The sequence below is a fragment of the Oricola indica genome (assembly GCF_019966595.1).
GTDB classification, from domain to species: Bacteria; Pseudomonadota; Alphaproteobacteria; order Rhizobiales; family Rhizobiaceae; genus Oricola; species Oricola indica.
The window spans coordinates 162,899-186,049 of record NZ_JAINFJ010000003.1 but is presented as its reverse complement, the minus strand read 5'-3'; the positions used below and the strand labels follow the sequence as shown (position 1 = coordinate 186,049).

24 protein-coding genes are annotated in these 23,151 nt (G+C 62.8%); 10 read left to right on the top strand and 14 right to left on the bottom strand.

The window, feature by feature from the left end; all coding sequences use genetic code 11:
- Positions 1 to 22: 22 nt before the first annotated feature.
- The 7 genes from LC343_RS09685 to LC343_RS09655 form a co-directional block, all read right to left on the bottom strand.
- Entirely contained in the window at positions 23 to 1,282 is a 1,260-nt protein-coding gene (locus LC343_RS09685) for a cyclopropane fatty acid synthase (RefSeq protein WP_223476920.1), read from the bottom strand.
- Between the two features lie 113 nt (positions 1,283 to 1,395).
- Positions 1,396 to 2,019, bottom strand: coding sequence for a 50S ribosomal protein L9 (rplI, locus tag LC343_RS09680; RefSeq protein WP_223476919.1), 624 nt, complete (start codon positions 2,017 to 2,019; stop codon positions 1,396 to 1,398).
- A 21-nt stretch (positions 2,020 to 2,040) separates the two neighbouring features.
- Positions 2,041 to 3,015, bottom strand: a complete 975-nt coding sequence (locus LC343_RS09675) for a DUF2232 domain-containing protein (RefSeq protein WP_223476918.1) — start codon at positions 3,013 to 3,015, stop codon at positions 2,041 to 2,043.
- A gap of 130 nt (positions 3,016 to 3,145) precedes the next feature.
- On the bottom strand, positions 3,146 to 3,394 hold the full coding sequence (rpsR, locus tag LC343_RS09670) for a 30S ribosomal protein S18 (RefSeq protein ID WP_223476917.1): 249 nt from the start codon (positions 3,392 to 3,394) through the stop codon (positions 3,146 to 3,148).
- Entirely contained in the window at positions 3,394 to 3,846 is a 453-nt protein-coding gene (rpsF, locus tag LC343_RS09665; RefSeq protein ID WP_223476916.1) for a 30S ribosomal protein S6, read from the bottom strand. Before rpsF ends, rpsR begins: the two co-directional genes overlap by 1 nt.
- A 244-nt stretch (positions 3,847 to 4,090) precedes the next feature.
- Positions 4,091 to 4,384, bottom strand: a complete 294-nt coding sequence (locus LC343_RS09660; protein ID WP_223476915.1) for a hypothetical protein — start codon at positions 4,382 to 4,384, stop codon at positions 4,091 to 4,093.
- Between the two features lie 107 nt (positions 4,385 to 4,491).
- Positions 4,492 to 6,141 carry an FAD-binding dehydrogenase gene (locus LC343_RS09655; RefSeq protein WP_223476914.1) on the bottom strand — a complete coding sequence of 550 codons (1,650 nt, stop codon included), beginning with the start codon at positions 6,139 to 6,141 and terminating at the stop codon, positions 4,492 to 4,494.
- A 143-nt stretch (positions 6,142 to 6,284) separates the two neighbouring features.
- On the opposite strand from LC343_RS09655, the gene fabD reads away from it, so the two are divergent.
- From fabD to gmk, 7 genes are all read left to right on the top strand, one after another.
- Positions 6,285 to 7,232, top strand: a complete 948-nt coding sequence (fabD, locus tag LC343_RS09650) for an ACP S-malonyltransferase (RefSeq protein ID WP_223476913.1) — start codon at positions 6,285 to 6,287, stop codon at positions 7,230 to 7,232.
- Between the two features lie 23 nt (positions 7,233 to 7,255).
- Positions 7,256 to 7,993 (top strand): 3-oxoacyl-[acyl-carrier-protein] reductase, encoded by a 738-nt coding sequence (gene fabG / locus LC343_RS09645; protein ID WP_223476912.1) that lies wholly within the window; start codon positions 7,256 to 7,258, stop codon positions 7,991 to 7,993.
- A gap of 118 nt (positions 7,994 to 8,111) precedes the next feature.
- Entirely contained in the window at positions 8,112 to 8,348 is a 237-nt protein-coding gene (locus tag LC343_RS09640; protein WP_223476911.1) for an acyl carrier protein, read from the top strand.
- Between the two features lie 66 nt (positions 8,349 to 8,414).
- Entirely contained in the window at positions 8,415 to 9,677 is a 1,263-nt protein-coding gene (gene fabF / locus LC343_RS09635) for a beta-ketoacyl-ACP synthase II (RefSeq protein WP_223477269.1), read from the top strand.
- A gap of 184 nt (positions 9,678 to 9,861) precedes the next feature.
- Positions 9,862 to 11,043, top strand: coding sequence for an endolytic transglycosylase MltG (gene mltG, locus LC343_RS09630; protein ID WP_223476910.1), 1,182 nt, complete (start codon positions 9,862 to 9,864; stop codon positions 11,041 to 11,043).
- A gap of 46 nt (positions 11,044 to 11,089) precedes the next feature.
- Positions 11,090 to 11,974, top strand: coding sequence for a YicC/YloC family endoribonuclease (locus LC343_RS09625; protein WP_223476909.1), 885 nt, complete (start codon positions 11,090 to 11,092; stop codon positions 11,972 to 11,974).
- A gap of 10 nt (positions 11,975 to 11,984) precedes the next feature.
- Positions 11,985 to 12,650, top strand: a complete 666-nt coding sequence (gmk, locus tag LC343_RS09620; RefSeq protein WP_223476908.1) for a guanylate kinase — start codon at positions 11,985 to 11,987, stop codon at positions 12,648 to 12,650.
- A 4-nt stretch (positions 12,651 to 12,654) separates the two neighbouring features.
- Here gmk and rsmA read toward each other — a convergent pair whose 3' ends face one another.
- The 7 genes from rsmA to LC343_RS09585 form a co-directional block, all read right to left on the bottom strand.
- Positions 12,655 to 13,506 carry a 16S rRNA (adenine(1518)-N(6)/adenine(1519)-N(6))-dimethyltransferase RsmA gene (gene rsmA, locus LC343_RS09615; protein ID WP_223476907.1) on the bottom strand — a complete coding sequence of 284 codons (852 nt, stop codon included), beginning with the start codon at positions 13,504 to 13,506 and terminating at the stop codon, positions 12,655 to 12,657.
- Positions 13,503 to 14,534 carry a 4-hydroxythreonine-4-phosphate dehydrogenase PdxA gene (gene pdxA, locus LC343_RS09610; RefSeq protein WP_223476906.1) on the bottom strand — a complete coding sequence of 344 codons (1,032 nt, stop codon included), beginning with the start codon at positions 14,532 to 14,534 and terminating at the stop codon, positions 13,503 to 13,505. The genes rsmA and pdxA overlap by 4 nt, the downstream gene beginning before the upstream one ends.
- A gap of 22 nt (positions 14,535 to 14,556) precedes the next feature.
- Positions 14,557 to 15,501, bottom strand: coding sequence for a SurA N-terminal domain-containing protein (locus LC343_RS09605; protein WP_223476905.1), 945 nt, complete (start codon positions 15,499 to 15,501; stop codon positions 14,557 to 14,559).
- Between the two features lie 100 nt (positions 15,502 to 15,601).
- The gene (locus tag LC343_RS09600; RefSeq protein ID WP_223476904.1) at positions 15,602 to 17,884 is read right to left on the bottom strand and encodes an LPS-assembly protein LptD; all 2,283 of its coding nucleotides are present in this window, start codon (positions 17,882 to 17,884) and stop codon (positions 15,602 to 15,604) included.
- Positions 17,885 to 17,931: 47 nt separating this feature from the next.
- The gene (gene lptG / locus LC343_RS09595; protein ID WP_223476903.1) at positions 17,932 to 19,017 is read right to left on the bottom strand and encodes an LPS export ABC transporter permease LptG; all 1,086 of its coding nucleotides are present in this window, start codon (positions 19,015 to 19,017) and stop codon (positions 17,932 to 17,934) included.
- 4 nt (positions 19,018 to 19,021) lie between these two features.
- Positions 19,022 to 20,203: an LptF/LptG family permease gene (locus tag LC343_RS09590; RefSeq protein ID WP_223476902.1), complete on the bottom strand. Its 1,182-nt coding sequence runs from the start codon at positions 20,201 to 20,203 to the stop codon at positions 19,022 to 19,024.
- A 101-nt stretch (positions 20,204 to 20,304) separates the two neighbouring features.
- A complete protein-coding gene (locus LC343_RS09585; protein ID WP_223476901.1) occupies positions 20,305 to 20,484 on the bottom strand; it encodes a hypothetical protein in 180 nt (59 codons plus the stop codon).
- Between LC343_RS09585 and LC343_RS09580 the strand changes: the two genes are divergently transcribed.
- Genes LC343_RS09580 through LC343_RS09570 form a run of 3 tightly spaced genes read left to right on the top strand, consistent with a single transcriptional unit; the run spans position 20,483 to position 23,142 of the window.
- Entirely contained in the window at positions 20,483 to 21,979 is a 1,497-nt protein-coding gene (locus tag LC343_RS09580) for a leucyl aminopeptidase (protein ID WP_223476900.1), read from the top strand. The genes LC343_RS09585 and LC343_RS09580 overlap by 2 nt on opposite strands.
- Before the next feature lie 9 nt (positions 21,980 to 21,988).
- Positions 21,989 to 22,441, top strand: a complete 453-nt coding sequence (locus LC343_RS09575; protein ID WP_223476899.1) for a DNA polymerase III subunit chi — start codon at positions 21,989 to 21,991, stop codon at positions 22,439 to 22,441.
- On the top strand, positions 22,438 to 23,142 hold the full coding sequence (locus LC343_RS09570) for a class I SAM-dependent methyltransferase (RefSeq protein WP_223476898.1): 705 nt from the start codon (positions 22,438 to 22,440) through the stop codon (positions 23,140 to 23,142). The genes LC343_RS09575 and LC343_RS09570 overlap by 4 nt, the downstream gene beginning before the upstream one ends.
- The last annotated feature ends 9 nt before the right edge of the window (positions 23,143 to 23,151 follow it).

The window sequence follows — 23,151 nt, the reverse complement described above, 5'->3', positions numbered from 1 at the left end:
GATTCGAAACCCCTTTTGGGGATCATTCCGCGGCGCGTATTTCGCCCTGTTTCGCGGTGCCGCCATGGTCGAATTCGGTGATGTAGTCGCGGGTGCGCGGTATCGAAAGCTTGTTTTTCGCCAACTGAACCTGGAACACCACCATGTCCTGGTAGCGGAACGCGGCTTCCGACGCTGCCAGGTAGAATTCCCACATCCGGGCGAATCGCTCGTCATAGAGCGCGACGGCCTCGTCGCGTCGCGCCATGAAGCGCTCGCGCCAGTTCTTCAGCGTCTCAGCGTAGTGGTCGGTCAGCACCTCGACATCCGTGACATGCAGGCCGGATTTTTCGACCGGCTGCATGATTTCCGACAGCGCCGGAATATAGCCGCCGGGGAAGATATATTTGCGAATGAAGGCCGAGGTCACGCTGGGCGGTCCCGTCCGCCCGATCGTGTGCATAAGCATGACACCGTCATCCTTGAGCAGCGCGCGCGATTTGTTGAAGTATTCGCCATAGTGATTGACGCCGACATGCTCGAACATGCCGACCGAGACGATCCGGTCGAACTGGCCGTCGATCTCGCGATAGTCGATCAGGTCGAACTGCACCCGGTCCGTCAATCCCGCTTCCTTGGCGCGTTTGCGCGAGAGCCGGAACTGCTCGTCGGAAAGCGTAACGCCACGCACCTGCGCGCCATGCTCCTGCGCCAGTGTGAGCCCCAGTCCGCCCCATCCCGATCCGATATCGAGCACCTGCATGCCAGGCTCCAGCAACAGCTTGCCGGCGATATGCCGCTTCTTGGCGATCTGGGCGTCTTCAAGCGAGACGTTCGGGTTCTCGAAATAGGCGCAGGAATATTGCCGGTCCTCGTCTAGGAACAGGTCGTAGAGACTGCGCGAAAGGTCGTAGTGGTGCTGAACATTGGCCCGGGCGCGGCCGATCGGATTGAACTGGTGGACCCGTCGCAGCACAAAGCGCAGCTTGTCCGCCGGCAGCACCGGGTGGATTTCCTGGCCGGGCGCCATCGTCCGACCGGAATACACGATCTTGAGGAATGTGATCGGGTCGCCCTCCAGGAAGACGAGATCGCCGTCCATATAGGCTTCCGGGACTGCAGGATCGGGCGCGAGCGCGATGCGCCACAGGGTACGCCATTCCCGGATTTCGATATGGACGGAGTCACCGGTCCCGTCGCCGTAGCGGCGGGTCTCCTGATCGGGAAAGGTGACCAGCAGCGAGCCTTTTAGGTCGAGCCGGTCGAGGAACCGATGCAAAAGCTTCAGTATCGACGTAGACATGCCGTTCGTCCGAAAGGACTGTTATTGAACGAAATTTGGCCCTCGTGAGTCAAGACGGCTCCGGTCGTGAAACCGGAGCCGTTTGAATTGACATGGTCGGCAGCTTGCCGGGATCAGGAAGCGTCTTCTTCGTCCGCTGCTTCCTCGGCCTCTTCGTTGGTCGGCTCTGCGCCTTCCTCGAAGAATTCTTCCGCATCCGGGTCGAAGGTTTCGAGCTGCGCGTCTTCATCGACGCCGTAGATCGCTTCGGCCGAGGTCAGATCCTCGCCGGCGGCCTGGCGCTCGGCTTCGTCGGAGGAGCGGGCGACGTTCAGCGTCACCTTGGTCTCGACTTCCGGGTGAAGCACGATTTCGACTTCGTGCAGGCCGATCGCCTTGATCGGGTTCTTCAGGTCGACCTGGTTGCGCGAAACCTGGAAGCCTTCACTCGTGAGGATATCGGCGATGTCGCGGGTCGAGACAGAACCGTAAAGCTGACCGGTTTCGCCGGCGGAGCGAACGACCGTGACAGTCTTGCCATTGAGGCCTTCGGCGATGGTCGAGGCGGCGGACTTGCGCTCGGCGTTGCGTGCCTCGATCTGGCTGCGCTCGGCTTCGAAACGGGCACGGTTGGCCGCATTGGCGCGCAGGGCACGTCCGGTCGGAAGCAGGTAGTTGCGCGCGAAACCGTCCTTGACGGCGACTTCGTCGCCGATCTGGCCGAGCTTGGCGATGCGTTCAAGCAGAATGACTTGCATGGTTGTGGTTCCTTTCGGTGTCTAGGATTTGGGTGTTGGATTGGGTGGGGCCGGCTTCGACAGCGCGATATGCCGGCCCGCGCCGAAGATGCCGATGACGAAAAAGGCGAGAACGGTAAAACCGATCAGCACGATGCTGAGATAAGCCAGCAGCAGGATCACGAAGCGGCCGCTCATTCCGCGGGTGCGGGCGTGCACGACGGCGAGACCGGCCATTGTGAAGCCCGCGCCGAGCGCGCCGGCGATACTGCTGCCGGCCAGACCCAGGCCGCCGGGTACGAGGCTGATCAGAACGGCAACCAGGAAGGCGAAGGTCGCCGTGCGAGGCATGCGCAGCGCAAGCGGCCAGTCCTCCTGCGGGCGCTTCATCAGACCGGAGCGCCGCGCGATCGCCGTCGCGATGCGGATCGACAGCGTCAGGGTCAACATCCAGAAGAAGGGCTGGGCAATGGGGACGATCGTCAGAAGGAAGTCGCGCAGGCTGGCCTCGCCCTCGGGCGAGAAGACGAGTTCCGGATTGGTTTCCCGAAACCGCGCGATCAGTTCCGCGGCCAGTTCCCGGGCAAGGTCCGGTCCGAAACCGATCAGCGCGCCGAGCACCACATAGGCGAGACCTGTAAACAGGGCATTCGCGAACAGGACGTCGGCAAGGGGATACCAGGCGAGTTGTCCGGACGGTCCGCCGATCTCTTCCGCGGGCCGGGCCATGTTGAGCCAGTAGCCGGTCGCGCAGGCCGGTCCGGCGATCGCGAGCGCGACAAGTGCCGCGACGAGGCCGTTTGCGAACAGGAACGTGCCCCCGACGGCGAACAATGCGCCGGTCAGCGCGGCCTTCAGCCCGAAGCCGAGGCCCGCGACCATCAGCGGGACTGGAGAAATGAAGAACATGATGACGGCGAGCATCGAACCGCTGGCCATACCGAGACACAGAAGGGCCGTTGTCGCGCCGGCAAGCGCGCCAATGCCATAAATCTGCAATGTCTGCGTCTGGTTCATCTGGTCGCTGTCCTGCCGCTTCAGCAGTTAGAGGCGTCTTGGCCCCAACTCGGGATTTTCGTGTCACGTCCGTACCCGGTTGCGGACGTGCGGTCGAAAGCCGGGGCGCGAACGCCCCGGCCTCGAAAAATTACTTCACCACGTAGGGGAGAAGGCCCAGGAAACGGGCGCGCTTGATGGCCTTGGCCAGTTCGCGCTGCTTCTTCTGGCTGACCGCCGTGATGCGGGACGGAACGATCTTGCCGCGCTCGGAAATGTAGCGCTGCAGGAGGCGAACGTCCTTGTAGTCGATCACCGGAGCATTGGCGCCGGAGAACGGGCAGGTCTTGCGGCGGCGGTGGAACGGACGGCGGGTCGGGATCTGGTTGATGTCGACCATCAGTTGGCGCTCCCACGGTTTTCGTTACGGTCTTCGCGCGAAGGGCGGTCGTCACGCGGCGGACGATCGTCACGGTCGCGACGCGGGCCACGATCGTCGCGATCGCGGCGCGGGCCACGGTCGTCACGGTCGTTGCGCTTCATCATGGCCGACGGGCCGTCATCGAGTTCGTCGACGCGGATGGTCATGTAGCGCAGAACATCTTCGTGGATGCGCATCTGGCGCTCCATCTCCTGCACGGCGTCTGCCGGTGCGTCGATGTTCATCAGCGCGAAATGCGCCTTGCGGTTCTTGTTGATGCGGAACTGGAGCGACTTGAGCCCCCAGCTTTCCACCTTGCCAACCTTGCCGCCGCGCTCTTCGAGGATACCCTTGAAATGCGCAACAAGCTCTTCAGCCTGCTGGGACGAGATGTCCTGACGTGCAAGGAACACGTGCTCGTAATAAGCCATTGTTTCTTGCCTTTCGTTTCTCTTTCATCGGCTGGTCAGCGGCTAAGCCTCTGCGACTGTCCCGGACCTCTTGAAGAGGGAGAGAAAGGCGCTTCGAACTTGACGGGTCGAGAGCGGAGACACCGGAGGCGCGGACCTTCAGGCCCGACTATGGCAACAAGCCATCCTCCGTTCAGCCCCCAGCTGACCGGCAGATTGGGCGCTTATACAGAATTCGTCCCGAAGCGCAAGCCTCGCGGCAGCCCTAGTTGTTCGCGGGATCCCGTTCCGCCGCAATCGCCATGATCAGGACTTTCCAGCTCGCCAGGCCAACCGGAATGGAGGCAAGCGCGATCAGGATGGAAAATCCGATGAGGTGCAGGTGGAAATAGCCACCGATCGCCCAGATGGCGAGGCCCGTGACGACCAGCATCTGCGAGACGACGAAGAGGACCATCCCCGTGATTCCGATCAGGATCGGCAGGGAAAGCGGCATGAGGGGGTCGGATTGGGAAATGTCCCGGGAACGGGAAGGGGTGATCGCGGTCTGTTGCGACATGTCTGATACTCGAAAGAGCCACCACGCGGGGCTGTGCGTCGATAGATTTCCGCCTGCCTCACGACAATTTCAAGTCCCGATGGAGCGGGAGATGAAATTTTCTCCTTTTACCCCGCGGCCCGCCCGGCGGCGCGGCCCGAAAAGATACAGCCGCCGAGAAACGTGCCTTCCAGCGCATTGTAGCCGTGATAACCACCGCCGCCGAAACCGGCGGCTTCGCCGGCCGCATAAAGCCCCCGCACCGGCTCGCCATTCGGTCCAAAGACGCGCGAGGAAAGATCGGTGTGCAGTCCGCCCAGCGTCTTGCGGGTCAAAATATGCAGCCGCACGGCGATCAGCGGGCCGTTGGCGGGGTCGAGGAAGCGATGCGGTTTCGCGGTTCGGATCAGCTTGTCGCCGAGATAGTTGCGCGCGCCGTTGATCGCGGTCATCTGCGCATCTTTCGAATAGGGGTTCGCGATCTGCGCGTCCCGCGCCTCGATCTGCGCCCGGATCGCCGCCGGATCGATCAGGTGCGCGCCGGAAAGCTGGTTCATGCCTGCAACAAGTTCCTCCAGATTGTCGCGGACAATGAAGTCCTCGCCATGCTCCTTGAAGGCCTCGACGGCTTCTGTTGCTCCCTTGCCGAGCCGCGATTTCAATACGGCCGCCCACTTGCCGGAGGTCAGATCGGGATTCTGCTCCGACCCGGACAGCGCGAATTCCTTCTCGATCACCTTCTGGGTCAGGATGAACCATGAATGATCGTGGCCGGTGCTGCGTAGATGTTTCAGGGTCGCCAGCGTGTCGAAGCCGGGCAGGCACGGCGCGGGCAGGCGGTTGCCCGTGGCGTCGAACCACATGGAGGAAGGGCCTGGCAGGATGCGGATGCCGTGATTCGGCCAGATCGGGTTCCAGTTGCGCAGGCCCTCCGTGTAGTGCCACATCCGGTCCTCGTTGATAGTCGCGCCGCCCGCCGCCCGGGCAATGGCGATGCCGCGCCCGTCGACATGGGCGGGCACACCGCAGACCATCTGATCGGGCGGTTCGCCAAGTCGGTCGCGCGGCCACGCCTCGCGCACGGCCTCGAAATCCCCGCCGATCCCGCCGGTCGTCACGATCACATTGGCAGCTGTGAAACGGAAATCGCCGCTGACATCGCGGCTTGATTCCTTGCCGCGCTCGACATCCGTTGGTGAGAGGACGTCCCCGGAGACGCCGGTTACCGCGCCGTCTGTCGTCTCGATTGCGTTGACGCGATGCCGGAAGGCGAAGGCGACGAGACCCGCGGCCTCGTGTTCCCTGACCCGCCGGATGAAAGGCGCCAGCGTGCCCGGGCCGGTACCCCATGTAATATGAAAGCGCGGGACGGAATTGCCGTGCTCGTCGGCGAACGCGCCGCCACGCTCGGCCCACCCGACCACCGGAAACCACCGCATTCCCATCGCATGCAGCCAGGGCCGCATCTCGCCGGCGGCGAAATCGAGATAGGCTTGCGCCCACTTTTTCGGCCAGTGGTCTTCCGGCCGGTCGAAACCGGCGGACCCCATCCAGTCGATGGTCGCGAGATCGAGACTGTCGCGAATCTGCATGCGCCTCTGTTCCGGCGTGTCGATCATGAAGAGGCCGCCAAGCGACCAGAAAGCCTGCCCGCCGAGCGACTGTTCGCCCTCCTGGTCGAGGATCAGGACGCGCTTGCCGCGATCGCTCAGTTCCGCGGCCGCGGCAAGGCCGGCAAGGCCCGCGCCGACAACGATGACATCGTATGAAGAGTCCAAGAATTCCTCCCGCGCCGGACCGGTCCGGCATGATACGCTCGCGGGGCTCCCTTGCAATCGCAATGCCGCGACCACCATATCCCGGTCTTGACACGGCGAGGCGTATTCACCAAACCGGCGCGAATTTCGAAACGAGGCCGCACATGACCATCGCATTCACCTTCCCCGGACAGGGCAGCCAGGCCGTTGGCATGGGCAAGGAGCTCGCCGACAGTTTTTCGGAAGCCCGCGACGTGTTCGCGGAGGTCGACGAGGCACTCGGCGAGAAACTCACAGCCACGATGTGGGACGGCCCGGAAGACAAGCTCACCCTGACGGCGAACGCGCAGCCGGCGCTGATGGCGGTTTCGGTGGCGGTCGTGCGGGTGCTTGAGGCGAATGGCTACACGCTTGCGGAAAAGGCGGCCTATGTCGCCGGCCATTCCCTCGGCGAATATTCCGCCCATTGCGCGGCGGGCACGTTTTCGCTCGCCGACACGGCGCGCCTTCTGCGCGTTCGCGGCAATGCCATGCAGGCCGCCGTTCCGGTCGGCGAGGGCGCGATGGCCGCGATCATCGGCCTCGAAGTCGATGATGTGGAATTCGTTTGCGAAGCGGCAGCGGGTGAAACCGGCGGCGTCTGCCAGATCGCCAATGACAATGGCGGCGGCCAGCTCGTGATATCCGGCGCGAAGGCCGCCGTGGAGCGGGCTGCCGCGCTCGCGTCCGACAAGGGCGCCAAGCGCGCCCTGATGCTGCCCGTCTCCGCGCCGTTCCATTCGGCCCTGATGGCGCCGGCCGCAGATGCCATGCGCGAGGCGCTGTCGAACGTGACGATCAACGTCCCCTCGGTGCCGGTTGTCGCCAATGTAACTGTCGCCCCGGCGACCGAACCCGCGGCCATCGCCGACCGGCTGGTCGAGCAGGTGACCGGGCAGGTGCGCTGGCGCGAAACGATCGAATGGTTCGCGGGAAACGGCGTTGCGACACTGGCTGAAGCCGGCTCCGGCAAGGTGCTGACCGGTCTGGCGCGCCGTATCGACAGGTCGCTTGCCGGCGTTGCCATAAACACCCCCGCCGATATAGAAGCGTTCCTCCAGACGAACGCCTGACCCGAAAGCGGAAGGACGACGATATGTTTGAACTGACCGGCCGCAAGGCCCTGGTGACGGGCGCATCCGGCGGCATCGGCGAGGCGATTGCCCGCACGCTGCACGCCCAGGGCGCGATTGTCGGGCTGCACGGAACGCGCCGCGAGAAGCTCGATGCGCTTGCCGGCGATCTCGGCGACCGCGTGCACGTCTTTCCCGCCGACCTGACGGATCGTGACGCCGTCAAGGCGCTCGGCGAAACCGCCGAGGAAACCCTCGAGGGTGTGGACATCCTGATCAACAATGCTGGTATCACCCGCGACGGGTTGTTCGTGCGCATGTCGGACGATGACTGGGACGCCGTGCTCGAGGTCAACCTGACCTCGGTCTTCCGGCTGACCCGCCAACTCACCCATCCGATGATGCGTCGCCGTTACGGCCGCATCGTCAACATCACCTCTGTCGTCGGCGTCACCGGCAATCCCGGCCAGGCCAATTACTGCGCCTCCAAAGCGGGCATGATCGGATTTTCAAAGTCGCTCGCGCAGGAAGTCGCCTCGCGCAATATCACCGTGAACTGCGTTGCTCCGGGCTTCATCGAAAGCGCGATGACCGACAAGCTCAACGACAAGCAGAAAGACGCGATCATGGGTGCGATTCCGATGAAACGCATGGGAACTGGCCCGGAAGTGGCTGCTTCCGTTGCGTTCCTTGCGGCTGAGGAAGCCGCCTACGTCACCGGTCAGACTGTCCATGTGAATGGCGGAATGGCAATGATTTAAGGGCGTTTTGCCCTTTCCTCGGGCTAACAAAGTTGTCTCAAACTGCCTGTTGCGACTTGATTAGCCCGAACCTTGAAGATAACCACAATCTGAAAACTCCAAAGTCGAGGGAACCGACATGAGCGACATCGCAGAACGGGTCAAAAAGATCGTTGTTGAACATCTGGGCGTCGATGCCGAGAAAGTAACCGAAAGCGCGAGCTTTATCGACGATCTCGGCGCGGACAGCCTCGACACCGTCGAACTCGTGATGGCTTTCGAAGAAGAATTCGGCGTCGAAATCCCCGACGATGCGGCCGAGACCATCCTGACGGTCGGCGACGCCGTGAAGTTCATTGAAAAAGCCAACGCCTGATCGGCGTTGTAGCTTACCCACGCCGGCGGCAGATCCGCCGGCGTTTTCAGGTGTAGTGCGATGAATATGCGGCGCGTTGTCGTTACCGGCATCGGCATGGTTTCGCCATTGGGCGGAAATGTCGATCACACATGGACACGAATTCTCGACGGCCAGAGTGGCGCCGGTCGAGTAACCGAGTTTGATGTGAGTGATCTGCCCGCTCAAATCGCCTGCCGCATTCCGGTTGGCGACGGCTCCGATGGCACGTTCAATGCTGACGACTGGATGGAGCCGAAGGAACAGCGCAAGGTCGATCCCTTCATTCTCTACGCGATGGCTGCGGCCGATCAGGCGCTCGCCGATGCCGATTGGCATCCCGAGACCGACGAGGATCAGATCGCGACGGGCGTGCTTGTCGGATCGGGCATCGGCGGTATCGAGGGAATCGTGGAGGCGGGCTACACGCTGCGCGACCGCGGGCCTCGCCGTGTTTCTCCATTCTTTATTCCGGGCCGCCTGATCAATCTGGCCGGCGGCCAGGTATCCATTCGCCACAAGCTTCGCGGTCCGAACCACTCGGTCGTCACCGCCTGCTCGACCGGTGCGCACGCCATCGGCGATGCCAGCCGTCTGATCGCCCTGGGCGACGCCGACGTGATGGTCGCCGGCGGCACGGAATCGCCGATCAGCCGCATTTCGCTGGCCGGCTTCGCGGCCTGCAAGGCGCTTTCGACCGACCGCAACGATGATCCGACCGCCGCTTCGCGGCCCTATGACCGCGACCGCGACGGTTTCGTCATGGGCGAGGGCTCCGGTATCGTCGTTCTTGAGGAACTCGAACACGCCAAGGCGCGTGGCGCGAAGATCTATGCCGAAGTGATCGGCTACGGCCTGTCCGGCGATGCCTATCACATCACGGCGCCGTCCGAGGACGGCGAGGGCGCCGAACGCTGCATGCGCTCCGCCCTCAAGCGCGCCGGCATCGAGGCGGCCGACGTCGATTACATCAACGCGCACGGCACTTCGACGATGGCCGATACGATCGAGCTCGGCGCCGTCGAACGGGTCGTCGGAAATTCGGCCTCGAAGGTTTCCATGTCATCGACCAAGTCGTCGATCGGCCACCTGCTCGGCGCGGCCGGTGCCGTCGAAGCGATCTTCTGCATGCTCGCGATCCGCGACAATGTCGCGCCGCCGACGCTCAATCTCGACAATCCGGACGTCGAGACAGCGATAGACCTCGTGCCGCACGTCAAGCGTGAGCGCGAGATCAATGTGGCGCTGTCGAACTCGTTCGGTTTCGGCGGAACCAATGCCTCGCTGGTCCTGCGCCGCTATCAGGCGTGACCGCACAGCAAGGTTTCGCCATATTCATTTCTACACGGTACCGGCTTCCGGCGCGTAATGAATCATATGGATAGATACGTCTGACGCGGCCCGGACACTTGTATCGACACGATTACGCTGTGAAAATCGGCGATCAGCATAGGGTTTCGACGTGAGCACCGATCAGCAATTTGGGCGCAGGCCGATGGATGGAAGTCAGCCGGGCGGCTTTCGCGATACGCGCGACGAACGCATTATCCTGCAATCGCCGAAACAGGCGCTTCGCCCCGAACCGGCCGTAGGTCCGCCCAGCCGAGCCCGTCAGGCTCGCAGCCAGGTCGTCGTTTTCTTCAACTTCCTCATCACTCTGGTCGTCGTTGGCATGATCGCCATCGGCGGCGCGCTGTATTATGGCAAAGTGCGTTTCGAGGAAGCCGGACCGAGCTCGCTCGCCGTCACCCACGCCGTGCGTCCCGGTGCCAGCCTCGGGCAGATCGCGTCGAGCCTCGAGAGCCGCAACATCATTTCCAACGCGCGCATCTTCGAGGCGGGCGTCCGCGTCTACGGTCACGAGTCCGATTTCAAGGCCGGCGAGTACGAGTTCAAGGCGAATGCCTCCATGAAGGAAATCATGGATATCCTCGTGTCGGGCAGGGCGATCCTTCATCCTCTGACCGTGGTCGAGGGCATGACCGTCGCACAGGCGCTCGATCGCGTCGCGGAAAACGAGCTTCTGACGGGCGAGATGCCGGAAACCTTGCCGGAAGAGGGCATGCTTGTCGCCGACACGCAAAAGTTTTCTCGCGGCACGACACGCGCCGAACTGATCCGCACGATGGAAGCGCAGCAGCGCGCGATCATCGAGGAGACATGGGCGAACCGGCGCGCCGATCTTCCGATCGAAGACATCAACGAGTTCGTCACCTTGGCCTCCATCGTCGAGAAGGAGACCGCGGTCCCGAACGAACGCTCGCGTGTCGCCGGAGTCTTCATCAACCGTCTGCGCAAGGGCATGAAACTGCAGTCCGATCCGACGATCATCTACGGCCTGTTCGGCGGCGAGGGCAAACCGTCCGATCGCCCGATCTATCGGTCCGATATCGACAAGCCGACGCCCTACAACACCTACCAGATCGTCGGCCTGCCGCCCGGCCCGATCGCGATCCCGGGCCGCGCCGCCCTCGAAGCCGTCGCCAACCCGTCGGTGACCGACGATCTCTATTTCGTCGCCGATGGAACCGGCGGGCACGTCTTCGCCAAGACGCTGGCCGAGCACAACGCCAATGTGCGCCGCTGGCGCGAGATCGAACGTCAGCGCGCGGCAGAGGCAGCGAAGGCTGCGGAGGAAGCGGCAGCGAACGGCGAAAGCCAGCCGGCCGGGAACTGATGACCGGTCTGCGGCGCGCGCGTTCGATTGCGGCGTGGAGCGAACAATGACCGAAGTGCAGAGCATGACCGGTTTCGCCAGCGCCGTGCGCCGTGCCGATGGCGTCGAGGCGGCGTGCGATATCCGCTCCGTCAACAACAAGGGTCTCGATATCCGCCTGCGCTTGCCATCCGGCCTGGAAAGGCTGGAATCGGCGATCAAGAAACGTGTCTCCGAGCGCGTCGCGCGCGGCAGCGTGCAGGTTTTCCTCTCCGCCAAACCGGTGTCCGGCGGAGTCGTCACGCCCGTTGACGAAGAGCGCTTTCGCTTGATCGCGGAAACCGCAAGGAAGCTGGCGGACGAATGCGCGATCGCGCCGCCGACAGCCGATGGCCTCCTGTCGCTGCGCGGCGTGGTACTGTCCGACGACACCGAAGTGAACCTCGATCCCGAGATCGCTGAGCAGCATTGCCTCGACGCGCTCAACGAAGCGCTCGACGCGCTTGTGATCGCACGGGTCGGCGAGGGCGAAGTCTTGCGCTCCATTCTCTCTGGCCATGTCGCGACGATCTCCGATCTCACCGATCGCGCGGAAGCGGATCCCGGCAGCCGGCCCGAAGCGATCCGGGAGCGGCTCAAGGAACAGGTCAGCGCGCTTCTGGACGGCTCCGGCTTCGACGAGGCACGCCTGCACGCCGAGGCGGCGCTTCTGGCGACCAAGGCCGACATCCGCGAGGAACTGGATCGATTGCGTGCGCATGCGACGTCAGCGCAGCGCATGCTGGCCGAAGGCGGCCCGATCGGTCGCAAGCTCGACTTCCTTGCCCAGGAATTCAATCGCGAAACCAACACGATCTGCTCGAAATCGTCGTCCGCCGCCTTGACGGCCATCGGCCTCGATCTGAAAGCGGTCATCGACCAGTTTCGCGAACAGGTTCAGAATTTGCAGTGAGAAGAAAATCATGACCGACGCCGGAGACAAACGACCGCCTTCCGCCTCGATCCGGCGGCGCGGTCTCATGCTGGTCCTGTCCTCGCCGTCGGGCGCGGGCAAGTCCACCATCGCGCGCAATCTGCTCGAAACGGATGGGGGGCTGGAACTTTCTGTCAGCGTGACGACGCGCGCCCGGCGCGCAAGCGAGATCGACGGTGTCCATTATCACTTCATCACACCGCGCGACTTCGAGCGGATGCGTGACAATGACGACCTCCTGGAATGGGCGGAGGTGCACGGCAATTATTACGGCTCGCCACGCGACCCGGTCGAGCAGGCCATGGCCGATGGCCGTGACATTCTGTTCGATATCGACTGGCAGGGTGCGCACCAGCTTGCCGAGAAGATGCGCGCCGATGTGGTCTCGATCTTCGTGCTCCCGCCGACGATGGCGGAACTGAAAGCGCGCCTGCACCGCAGGGCCGAAGACGACGAAGCGACGATCCAGAAGCGCCTGACCAATGCCGCCACGGAAATCGAGCAGTGGCGCACCTACGACTACGTCATCGTCAATGACGATCTCGATCGCGCCTTCGATAACGTCCGCGCGATCGTCAAGGCCGAGCGGCTGCGCCGGGACCGCCGCCCCGGCCTCTTCGACTTCGTCGATGGCCTGCTGAAAGAGAAACCCTGATTCCTCAGGTCGAAGCGTTCGCCAGACGGCAGAACTCCTCGATAGACAGCGTTTCTGCGCGCCGCGCCCCATCTATGCCGGCGGCGTCCAGCAGCGCCTGACCGCCGATCGCTTTCAGGCTCTGGCGCAGCATCTTGCGCCTTTGGCCGAAGGCATGTTGCGTCGTCAGCGACAGGCGACGCGCATCCGTAGCGATGAGGGCCTGGCGCGGAACCAGATGCACGACCGAGGACGTGACCTTGGGCGGTGGCCAGAAGGCCTGCGGCGGCACGTCGAACTGGATGCGCGCCTCCGTTCGCCACCCGGCGAGCACGCCGAGACGTCCATATGAACCGCTGCCGGGCGCCGCGACGATGCGTTCCGCGACCTCGCGCTGGAACATCAGCGTCAGCGAGTCGAAGAACGGCGGCCAGGGCTCGGTTTCCAGCCAGTTCACGAGCAGTTGCGTGCCGACATTGTAGGGCAGGTTGGCGACGATCTTGGCGGGCTTTTCGCCGGCGAGCGTTGCGAAATCCGCCTTGAGCGCATCGCCTTCCACGATTTCGAGCCTGCCGGGGTAATGCGCTGAGATTTCTTCCAGCGCGGGCAGGCAACGGGCGTCGCGTTCGATAACGACCACCTCCGCCGCGCCATGCATCAGCAGAGCCCGCGTGAGTCCGCCGGGGCCGGGGCCGACTTCGATGACCGTGTGATCGGCAAGGTCGCCTGCCGCCCGCGCGATACGCCCGGTAAGATTGAGGTCGAGCAGGAAATTCTGACCGAGCGATTTCTTCGTCGCGAGATCGTGCTTCTCGATTACCGCGCGAAGCGGCGGCAACCCGTCGATCGCCGTTTTCTGTTCCGCCGCGTCGGTCAAGCCGCTTCCGCCCTCCGGCTGTGTTCGGCCATTTCGGCGGCCATGCGCAGGGCCGCGATGAAACTGTCGGGCAGTGCCTTGCCCGTGCCGGCGATGTCGAACGCCGTTCCGTGGTCGGGCGAGGTGCGTATGAAGGGAAGCCCCAGCGTGGCATTGACGCTGTCGTCGAAACCCAGCGTCTTGGCCGGGATCAGCGCCTGGTCGTGATACATGCAAATCGCCGCATCGTAGGTCGCACGCGCGCGGTCGTGGAACATCGTGTCGGCGGGCAGGGGGCCGCGTGCATCGATGCCCGAAGCGACAAGTTGCTCGATCGCCGGAAGGACTATGTCGTTGTCCTCCGAGCCGAGCGCGCCGCCTTCGCCGGCATGCGGATTGAGGCCGGCGACAGCGAGCCGGGGCGAGGCGATGCCGAACCGCGCGGCGAGGTCGTGATGCACGATGCGGCAGGTCTCGACGATCAGCTCGGTGGTCAGGTCGTCGAACACACGCTGGAGCGGGATATGGATCGTCACCGGCACCGCGCGCAGCTTCGGTCCGGCAAGCATCATCACCGGCAGCGCGTCCCTGCCGGTATGCTGCTTCGCCAGCGCCGCCAGATATTCGGTGTGTCCGGGATGGCGAAAACCCGCATCATAAAGCGGCTTCTTGGAGATCGGTGCGGTCACGATTCCGGCCGCCCGGCCTTCCATTGCATCGGCGACGGCCCTATCTATGGCTTCGATGATACCCGGCGCATTGGCGGCGTCCGGCGCGCCTGATACGGCGGAAAACCGGTTCTGAAGGGCGACAATGGGCAGCGCGGTGTCGAAATGCACGGCTGTGTCGCTCGGCGCGCACTCGATGATCGGGAGATCGAACCCCAATTCATGCGCGCGCGCAGCAAGCTGAAAGGGATCGGCAAGGACGTAGAAGGGCGGAAGCTCCGCTTCGCGGCGCATTCTCCAGGCCGCGAGGATGACATCGGGACCGATGCCGCCGGGATCTCCGATCGAAACGGCCAGCGGCAGCGGTGAAACCGTGTTCATTGCATCCCCTGGCCTTGATCTGTCAGCGGCGCTGGATACGGGCGTTTTCGCGCAGCAGTTTCAGCAGGTCTTCGCCGGAGTTGCCGCCGTTCTTGAGCTCCTCGGTGGAGAACTGCAACTGTGCGACACGGTCGTCCGAGACCTGCCGCGCACGGCACACGACCAGGAATTCGACGCCGTTCTCGGAATCCTTGGTACGGGTGGTCTGACCCGCCTGCAAACCGCTGACCTCGTCTTTCCAGCCATCCGGCAATTGCAGTTCAAGCACCCGGCCGAGATCCTGAACGGTCACGTCGCGCAACTGGCTTGCCACGGCGATCGTGTTCGAGCAGTCGCCGATACGGCCGCGCATGGAGTTCGCCTCGGAACGGCGCTGGGCCAGCCTTCCGCGCTGCGATTTCGGAACCACGAAGATGACCTTTTGGAGCGTGTACTCCGTCGAAGTCGGTTTGGGACCGCCGCGCTCCAGCATCTTGGCGACGACTTCCTGCTCGTTCATCAGCCCGGCGCGTCGGCCGGACTGCGCCTGAACGAGTTGTCCCCATCCGATCTGAAGCTTGATGAACTCCTTGAAGTGCTTCGCCGTGACCCCCGATTGATTCAGGATCTGCGTCATCTGCTTCGTCGACATTTTGTTGCCGCGCGCGAAATTCGCAAAGGCCTCGTTCACACGGTTCTCGGGAATGCGATACCCGGCGCGTTGGACGGCACTGCGCTTTAGCGCTTCCTCGATAAGCTCGTCGGTCGCCATCTGGGTGAGGTTGCCCTTGCGCCGCTGCAACTGCAGGAATGCCTTGCGGCGCGCGATGTCGTAGGACGTTACGGCCTGATCGTTGACAACGACCTTGATATCCGAGGCTTGGGCCGCGGGAACCGAAACGAGCGATGTCGCGGGAATGGCCATCGTCAGCGCGAGCACGGCAGCCATGGTTCTCGGTTTGCGAAGTGCTTTGGTCCAGCCAGTCATGTCCAATCCGCCATTCTGTTTGTCGTTGCCGCCCCGTTATGCGGGCTTCTGATCGTCGCGATGCCTCATATCTTGGGCGAAAGCATGACGGCACGAAACTCTAGTAGTTGCTGGAATCGTTGATGTCGGTCCCGAAATCGCCAAGCGTGCGCAATGCGATCCTGAAGCCGAACGTGTTCGTTTTCACGTTCGTGTTGTCGCGGGTCTGCAGCCAGTGCAGGCCGATGGCGAAGCACTCATCGTCATAGGCGAGGCCAATTCCGGTTCGCGCTAGCCGCCGATTGGTGATGTCGTAGGTCGCGTTGCCGGAGACCCGCCAGAACTCCTCGAAACGCAATGTGGCGCTGCCGTTGACCTCCTGGCGTTCGGTCGCGAATCCGTATGTCGGCTGCGCGTCGATATAGGCGTAGCCCGCAGACGCCACGAGCGCGTGAGACGTGTAGGCCAGTTCCGCTTCCGCCCGGCGCACATCGAACGTCTTTTCATCGAAACGCCCGCGAACAGCGGTGGAGAACGTGTCCTGATAGGATGCACCCGCCATGCCGACAAAATCGGACACATCGGTTTCAAGACCGGAGTCGGCGCCGGCATTCACCATATCCGGCGCTGCGAAGGAATTCATGCCGGCGAGGTGATAGGACTGACCGAACATTCCGTACAGCGCGATGTCGTCGCCCACGGCGCCAGTATATCTGACGCCGAGATTGGCGCGTGTCCCGCCCTCGACGCGGTCGTAGCCGGAGAATTTGTCGCGCTCGAACAGGTTGGTCGTGTCGAAGACGAAGCTCTGTGCGTCCTCGTTGGCGAACATGCCGGCGTCCGTCTCGTCGGGCCGCACGAAAATCTGTCCGATCGGCTCGATCACATGGCTCGACTGGGCGGTGGTGAAGAGAACCGGCCACCGCACTTCCACGCCGGCTGTCGCCATCCAGCGAGAATCGGAACCGTTGCCCGTCAGCGACGCCCCCGTGGCGGAGTAGGGGCCTGTCGTATCCGTATCAAGCGTCAGAAAGTCGCCCCGCGCCGCCAGTATCGGCGTGATCGCAAGCCCGCCCGGCGCAACCACCGTGCGTCGCCACTCCGTGTCGGCGGTAATCCGAGTGTTTTGGCCATCCAGGCCGTGCGTTGCGCTGGCGGTCTGATCTTCGTCGTCGCGCCAGATCCCCCGCGCATTGACGTTGAACGACAACTCGCCGCCGGCCAGCGGATAGTCGCTGATCGTGTTGTAGTCGAAGGTCGGCAACACCCACGGCTGCAAAGCGTCGCGCCCCGAGCCGTCTGCGTCGCTCTCCTGCACATCGAAGCTCATCGCATGCAGGTCGAAAAAGTTCCTGTCGTTCAGCCCGGTCAGGTAGATGTCGTTGCGCTGTACCCTGTCCGTGAAGCCCTTGATCTCGTAGGTGCGCGAGAAGTTCTTGTCGGTCTGGGCGAGCACGTCCCACCCGAAGGTCCAGCGCGGATTGACCTCGAACCGGCCTTTGGTGCCAATCATGCCGCGATTGGTATTCGATGAGTCCTGCGGCGTACTGAATGCGCCCGGCGCCATCTGATGGATGCCAGCGATCTGCAACGAGTACATGCCGTTGGTCAGCCGGTGACGGAATTCCGCCTCGCCGAGGAACCCTTGGCGCGTCATGCCTGTACCTGTCAGCCGAAGGTCGGCATTCGGGGCGAGAGCAATGAAATAGGGGATCGACGCGCCGAAACCTGTTTCATCCGAATAGCGGAAACTTGGAGCAAGAAAGCCTGTTTTCCGCTTCACCGTCGGGTCGGCGGTCGTGAAGACCGGCAGCGACGCGAGTGGCACGCCGAGAAACTCGAAGGACGCATTCTCGAAACGGACGGTCTTTTCCGTCCCGTTCCAGATGATGCGTTGCGCCTTGATCTGCCAGATCGGCGGCTTTTCCGGGTGTTCTTCGCAGGGTGCGCAAGCCGTGTAGATGCCGTTGTTGAACGTCGTGACTTCGCCGCGTTCCCGCACCGCGCTTTCAGCGGCGAAACGGGTCTCGTCGGGCGTGACGATGCGCAACGCGTTGACGAATCCTTCGCGGAAATCGTCTGTCACGTCGAATTCGTCTGCCGTGGCGCGCGTTCCATCGGGCTGGAGGATCTCGACATTGCCGATGGCGACCAGGCGGCGAGTCATCTGGTTATAGACCAGACGGTCCGCGACCATCCGGGTGCCGCCGTAATCGACCTGAACACCGCCGACTGCGGCAACGGTCTGGCGGTCGCGGTCATAGACCAGTTCGTCGGCCTGCAGAAGCAGCGGTGAATCGTCCTCGACGCCAGTCAGGCCGGCGACGGATTGAACGGTCTGCGCATGAACGGGAGTCGTTACGGAACCGCTGCCCAGAACAGCGGTCGCGGCAATCCCGAGCATCAATAATTTCAAGTGTTTGGACAACACCTGTCCCGCCGCTCCGTTCACTACCCGTCCTCCCGATGAAGCAAATACGCGACGCCGAAGAGAGTCGCAACCGCTACCGGCAGCCATGCGGCCAGGACCGGGGGAATTTGTCCCGAACTCCCGAAAGATTTCGTGACCGCTGTTAAAACATAAAGCACGAAGCCGGCACCCATGCCAGTCAGAATCATGGTCGAGGACTGGCCGGATCGCACGAACCGAAGCGATACGGTGGCTGCGACCAGCGACATCGTCACCAGCAGCGCAGGCATCGCGATGAGCGAATGGAACTGCATCCGGAAGGGGTAGGCCGATACGCCAAAGGAGTTTGCGGCCTCGATTTGCCCGCCCAGTTCATAGATCGAGATCATTTCGGGAGGAACCAGTGCTTCCTTGATGACGGCGATATTGAGCGCCGTGGGGATTTCCATCCGCTCCTGCTTCTCCGACCGGCCGGCCCTGCTGATCGTGACATCGTCGAGGACCCATCGTCCGTCTTCCAGTCTCGCTGTAGCCGCGTCGATGCGCCGGCGCATGATGTGGTCTGCATCGATATCCAGGAAGACGGCCTCGTAGAGTGTCGCGCCCTCCGGTGTGGCGCGGGTCGCTCCGATCAGCATGCTGCCGCCATCGTCCTGTGCCTGCCTCAGCCAGGGCCTCTCCTGGTTGAGCAGGCCTTTCGACGGTCTCGCGCGCCACTCGCCCTCGACCGCATTGGCGTAGGAAAACCCATGCGTGCCGGCCGGATTGATGACGGTGATCGTGAAAATCCCGATCACCAGCGCCGCCGCCATCACCGGAAACAGGAACTGCCACGCCGAGACGCCGACCGACCGGGCGACGACGAGCTCGTATTTCCGGTTCATGAGCATGAGCATCGCGGTCGTCGCGAAGAGCACGATGAAGGGCAGGGCGACCTGCACGATGTAAGGCATCCGGAAAACCGAAAGCATGAGAGCCGTCGCGACGCTGTATTGCGGCAGATTGCCCGTGCGGTTCGAGAATTCGGTGAAATCGATCAGGAAGGCGAGCGCGATCACGCCAAGCATGAACAGCAGGATCATGTTCAGCGCCTTGAAGAAGAAATATGAACGAAGCGTGCCCCCCATTTCGTCACGTCGTCCTTGCCCGTGCGTGACGGATCCGGAACCGCCGGACTGCCTCGAAAAGCTCTGTCGCCACCCGGCCGATCCAGTCGGGCGCGGCAACGGTTATGCCGTTCAGATACATCCCTGCCGACAATACGATCCCGCCAAGCGGTATCGCATAGAGTGTCCACGCCAGTCCGCTGTCGTGACGCGCGACCCCGTAGGCGGCGTAGGCCGCACCCTTGTAAAGAAGGGTTGCGCCGACAGCGAGGAAGAAGGTGTTGAAGCTGTTCTGGCGATGTGACCGCGTCTGTCCGGCAACAACGAGCGCGATGAGGCCGTACAGGATCGGATGGAGCCAGTCTGTCATGCGCCTGTGAAATTCCGTGCGCAGCCAGTCCGGCGTTTTCTTTGCGTAATAGCTCTCCGGATCCGGATTGAGCAGTTCGATTGTGTCATGCTCCATCGGCGGATAGTACGACGCTGTGGTCGCGGTCGAGCCGAATTGTGACAGCGATATCGCATAGGAATTGAAACGGATAACGGACACGGAACCGTCCTTCACGTTCTCACGGTGAATTTGGCCGTTGGTCATGACAACCACATCGTTCCCGTCGATCTCCGTCACGACACCGGTCTGTGCATAGTAGATGAGTTCGGTCGCCGGATCCCTGGTGTCCGACACCATGATGCCGGACAGGACGTTCCCGGGCAGGTTCCTGTCGATATAGATCGTCAGGTTCTCGTCGAGCTTCGTGAATGTGCCTTCCCGCAGGAAGTTCGAGACGAGATCGGTGCGCATCGAGACCAGCGCGTTGCGGAGCCCGCGCAGCGATTGCGGCTCGACGAAATGGCTGGACAGCAGAACCAGAATGCTCGCGATGGCCGACGTCACGAGAATGGGTTTGGCGACCATCATCCGCGACATGCCGGCAGACGAAATGACCGGCATCTCCGAATCCGCATTCATCGTGTTGAGCACCTGCACCATGCCGATGACGATCGAAATCGGCAGGATCATCCCGACCAGCGCCGGTGTCATCAGTACGACAGCCCTGAAGAAGGCGGCGAGCGAAGCGCCCGTAACGATCGCGAAGTCGATCCGCGAAAGGATCTGCGTTACCCACACGACGATCAACACCGCGACGAAGGAGGCGATGCTGAGGACAACAACCCGGCGAAAGATATAGCGCTGCAGGATATTCAAGACGCATGTCCTCGGGTCTTGGCTGCGCTGGCCACTTCACTGCGCGTCGTCATGAGCCTCGGTGAAGTCGATAAAAAGGTCCGGCCTTCCGCAATGCTTCATTAACAATAAAGCCCCGCGTGCTGAATTTTTTGCGAAGGGACTTGGTTAATAGAACGTTGCCGCAGGCGCGTGCCCTTGCTATCGCCACAGCGAACACCAAAATCAAGAGTGGACGCACGCGCGCTTGTAAGCTTTTCGTGAGCGTCTTCGACATTGCCGCAACCCTGCAGGATTTCCATGACCGTTCATCCGACTTTCACCTTCGCAAAATCAACCGCGCCGAAAAAGGGCGCCGCCGTGTTTCTGGTTGCCAAGGGCGGAAAACCGCCGGCAATGGCGGAGGAGGTCGATCCTTCCGGCGTCATCGCCAAGGCGATCGATATTTCGAAATTCGACGGCAAGGCGAAATCGGTTGTCGATATCGTCGCGCCCGCCGGTTCTCCGGTCGACAGGATCCTGATCGTCGGTATCGGCGATGCCGATGCAATCAAGCCGTCCGACTGGACGGCGCTTGGCGGCACCGTGCGCGCGAAGACGGCGTCGGAAAAGAACGTTTCCGTTCTGCTCGAATGCGACGGCGTCGATATCTCGCCGGAAGCCGCGGCGGATTTCGCCCAGGGCATGCTGCTGCGCGCCTATGATTTCGACAAGTACAAGACCGTGAAAAAGGACGGCGACGAAAAGGACGAAAAGCCTTCCGCGCAAAAGGTCACGCTGATGAGCGACAAATCGTCCGCCTGCAAGAAGGCGTGGCAGACCGCCGAGGGGATCGCGCGTGGCATCATGCTCGCGCGGGATCTGGTCAACGAGCCGGCCAACATTCTCGGCCCGGTGGAGTTTGCCGCTCGTGCCGAGGCGCTGTCCGCGCTTGGTGTCGAGGTGGAGATTCTGACCGAAAAGGAAATGAAGAAGCTCGGCATGGGCGCGCTGCTCGGCGTCGCGCAGGGCTCGGTCCGTCCGCCACGGCTCGCCGTGATGCACTGGAAAGGCGGCAAGGCCAAGGACAAGCCCGTCGCCTTTATCGGCAAGGGCGTGGTGTTCGATACCGGCGGCATCTCCATCAAGCCTGCCGGCGGTATGGAGGACATGAAGGGCGATATGGGCGGAGCCGCCGCCGTTACGGGGCTGATGCATGCACTGGCGGCGCGCAAGGCGAAGGCCAACGTCATCGGTATCATCGGGCTGGTCGAAAACATGCCGGACGGCAATGCCCAGCGTCCGGGCGACATCGTCACCTCCATGTCGGGCCAGACGATCGAAGTCATCAACACCGACGCCGAGGGCAGGCTCGTCCTGTGCGACGCGCTTTGGTACTGCAAGGAAACCTACAAGCCGAAATTCATGATCAACCTCGCGACCCTCACAGGCGCAATCCTGATCGCGCTGGGGCAGAACCGCGCCGGCATGTTCGCCAATGACGACGAACTCGCGGATCAGTTGTTCGAAGCGGGCGAGGTGACTGGCGATCGCGTCTGGCGCATGCCGATGGGCCCCGAATACGACAAGATGATCGACTCCAGGTTTGCCGACATGAAGAATGTCGGCAGCCGCCACGCCGGATCGATTACGGCGGCGCAGTTCCTGAAGCGTTTTGTCGGCGACGTGCCGTGGAGCCATCTCGACATTGCCGGTACGGCCATGGCGTCGCCGGCGAGCGACACGAACCAGTCCTGGGGCTCCGGATACGGCGTGCGGCTGCTGGATCGACTGGTCGCCGACCACTACGAGGGCTGACCGCGCCGGATGGCCGAGATCTTCTTCTACCACCTGACCGAATCGCCCCTCGAAGAGGCGTTGCCGACGCTCGTCGAGAAGTCGGTCGGCAGGGGGTGGAGAGCCTCGATCCAGACATCGGCGGCTGAAAAACGCGATGCGCTGGATTTGCATTTGTGGTCCTATCGCCCCGAAACATTCCTGCCGCATGGCCGCGACGGCGACGAGAGGCCGGCCGACCAACCGGTCTTTCTCACCGTCACGCCGGACAATGTGAACGGGTCGCATATCCGCTTCCTCGTCGATGGCGCATCGCCGCCGGACGATGTGACAGCCTATGAGCGGGTTGTCCTGATGTTCGACGGCCTCGACGAACAGGCGCTCGACGCGGCACGCGGAAACTGGAAAGAGCTGAAAGCGGCCGGCCACACTCTGTCCTACTATCAGCAGAACGCCGGCGGAGGCTGGGAGAAGAAGGCATGAACGGGGACGAAAACCGGGACCTCCGGGCACGCCAGGCGGCGAACAGGGAAGCGGTCGATTCACTCGATCGCGACAGCGCGCACACGCAGTCCGAACGCCACGAATTCTTCAAGGAAGTCTATCGTCGCGCGGAGGGCGATCCCGGCATGGTGCCGTGGGCCGACCTGGCTGCCAAGGCGAAGCTTCACGAATGGCTTCTGCGCCACAAGGGCGACGGCGTCGCGACCGCCGTCGATGTCGCGTGCGGGCTGGGCGACAACGCCGAAGCGCTAGCCGAAGCCGGCTATGTGACGACCGGGTTCGATCTGTCCGAACAGGCCATTCGCTGGGCGCGGAAGCGCTTCCCGGATTCGCCCGTGGAATATCGCACAGCGGACCTGTTCGAACTGCCTCCTGAGTGGAAGGGAGCGTTCGATCTGGTCAATGAGTGCTACACGCTGCAGTCGTTGCACCCGTCCATGCTGGATCGGACTGCCGCTGCGGTCGCCGGGCTCGTCCGGCCGGGCGGAACGCTCCTGATCTATGCCCGATACAGGCCCGACGGTGCACATGTCGATGGTCCGCCCTGGCCGCTGGAGGAGCAGCAATTGCGCCTGTTTGAAGGCCTGGGATTTGAATTGGTTCACGAGGACCTGTTCCACCTGTCGCGGCACGGACGCAAGATCCCGAATGCATTCAGCGAGTGGCGCAAGCGCGTCTAGGCGGAGGTG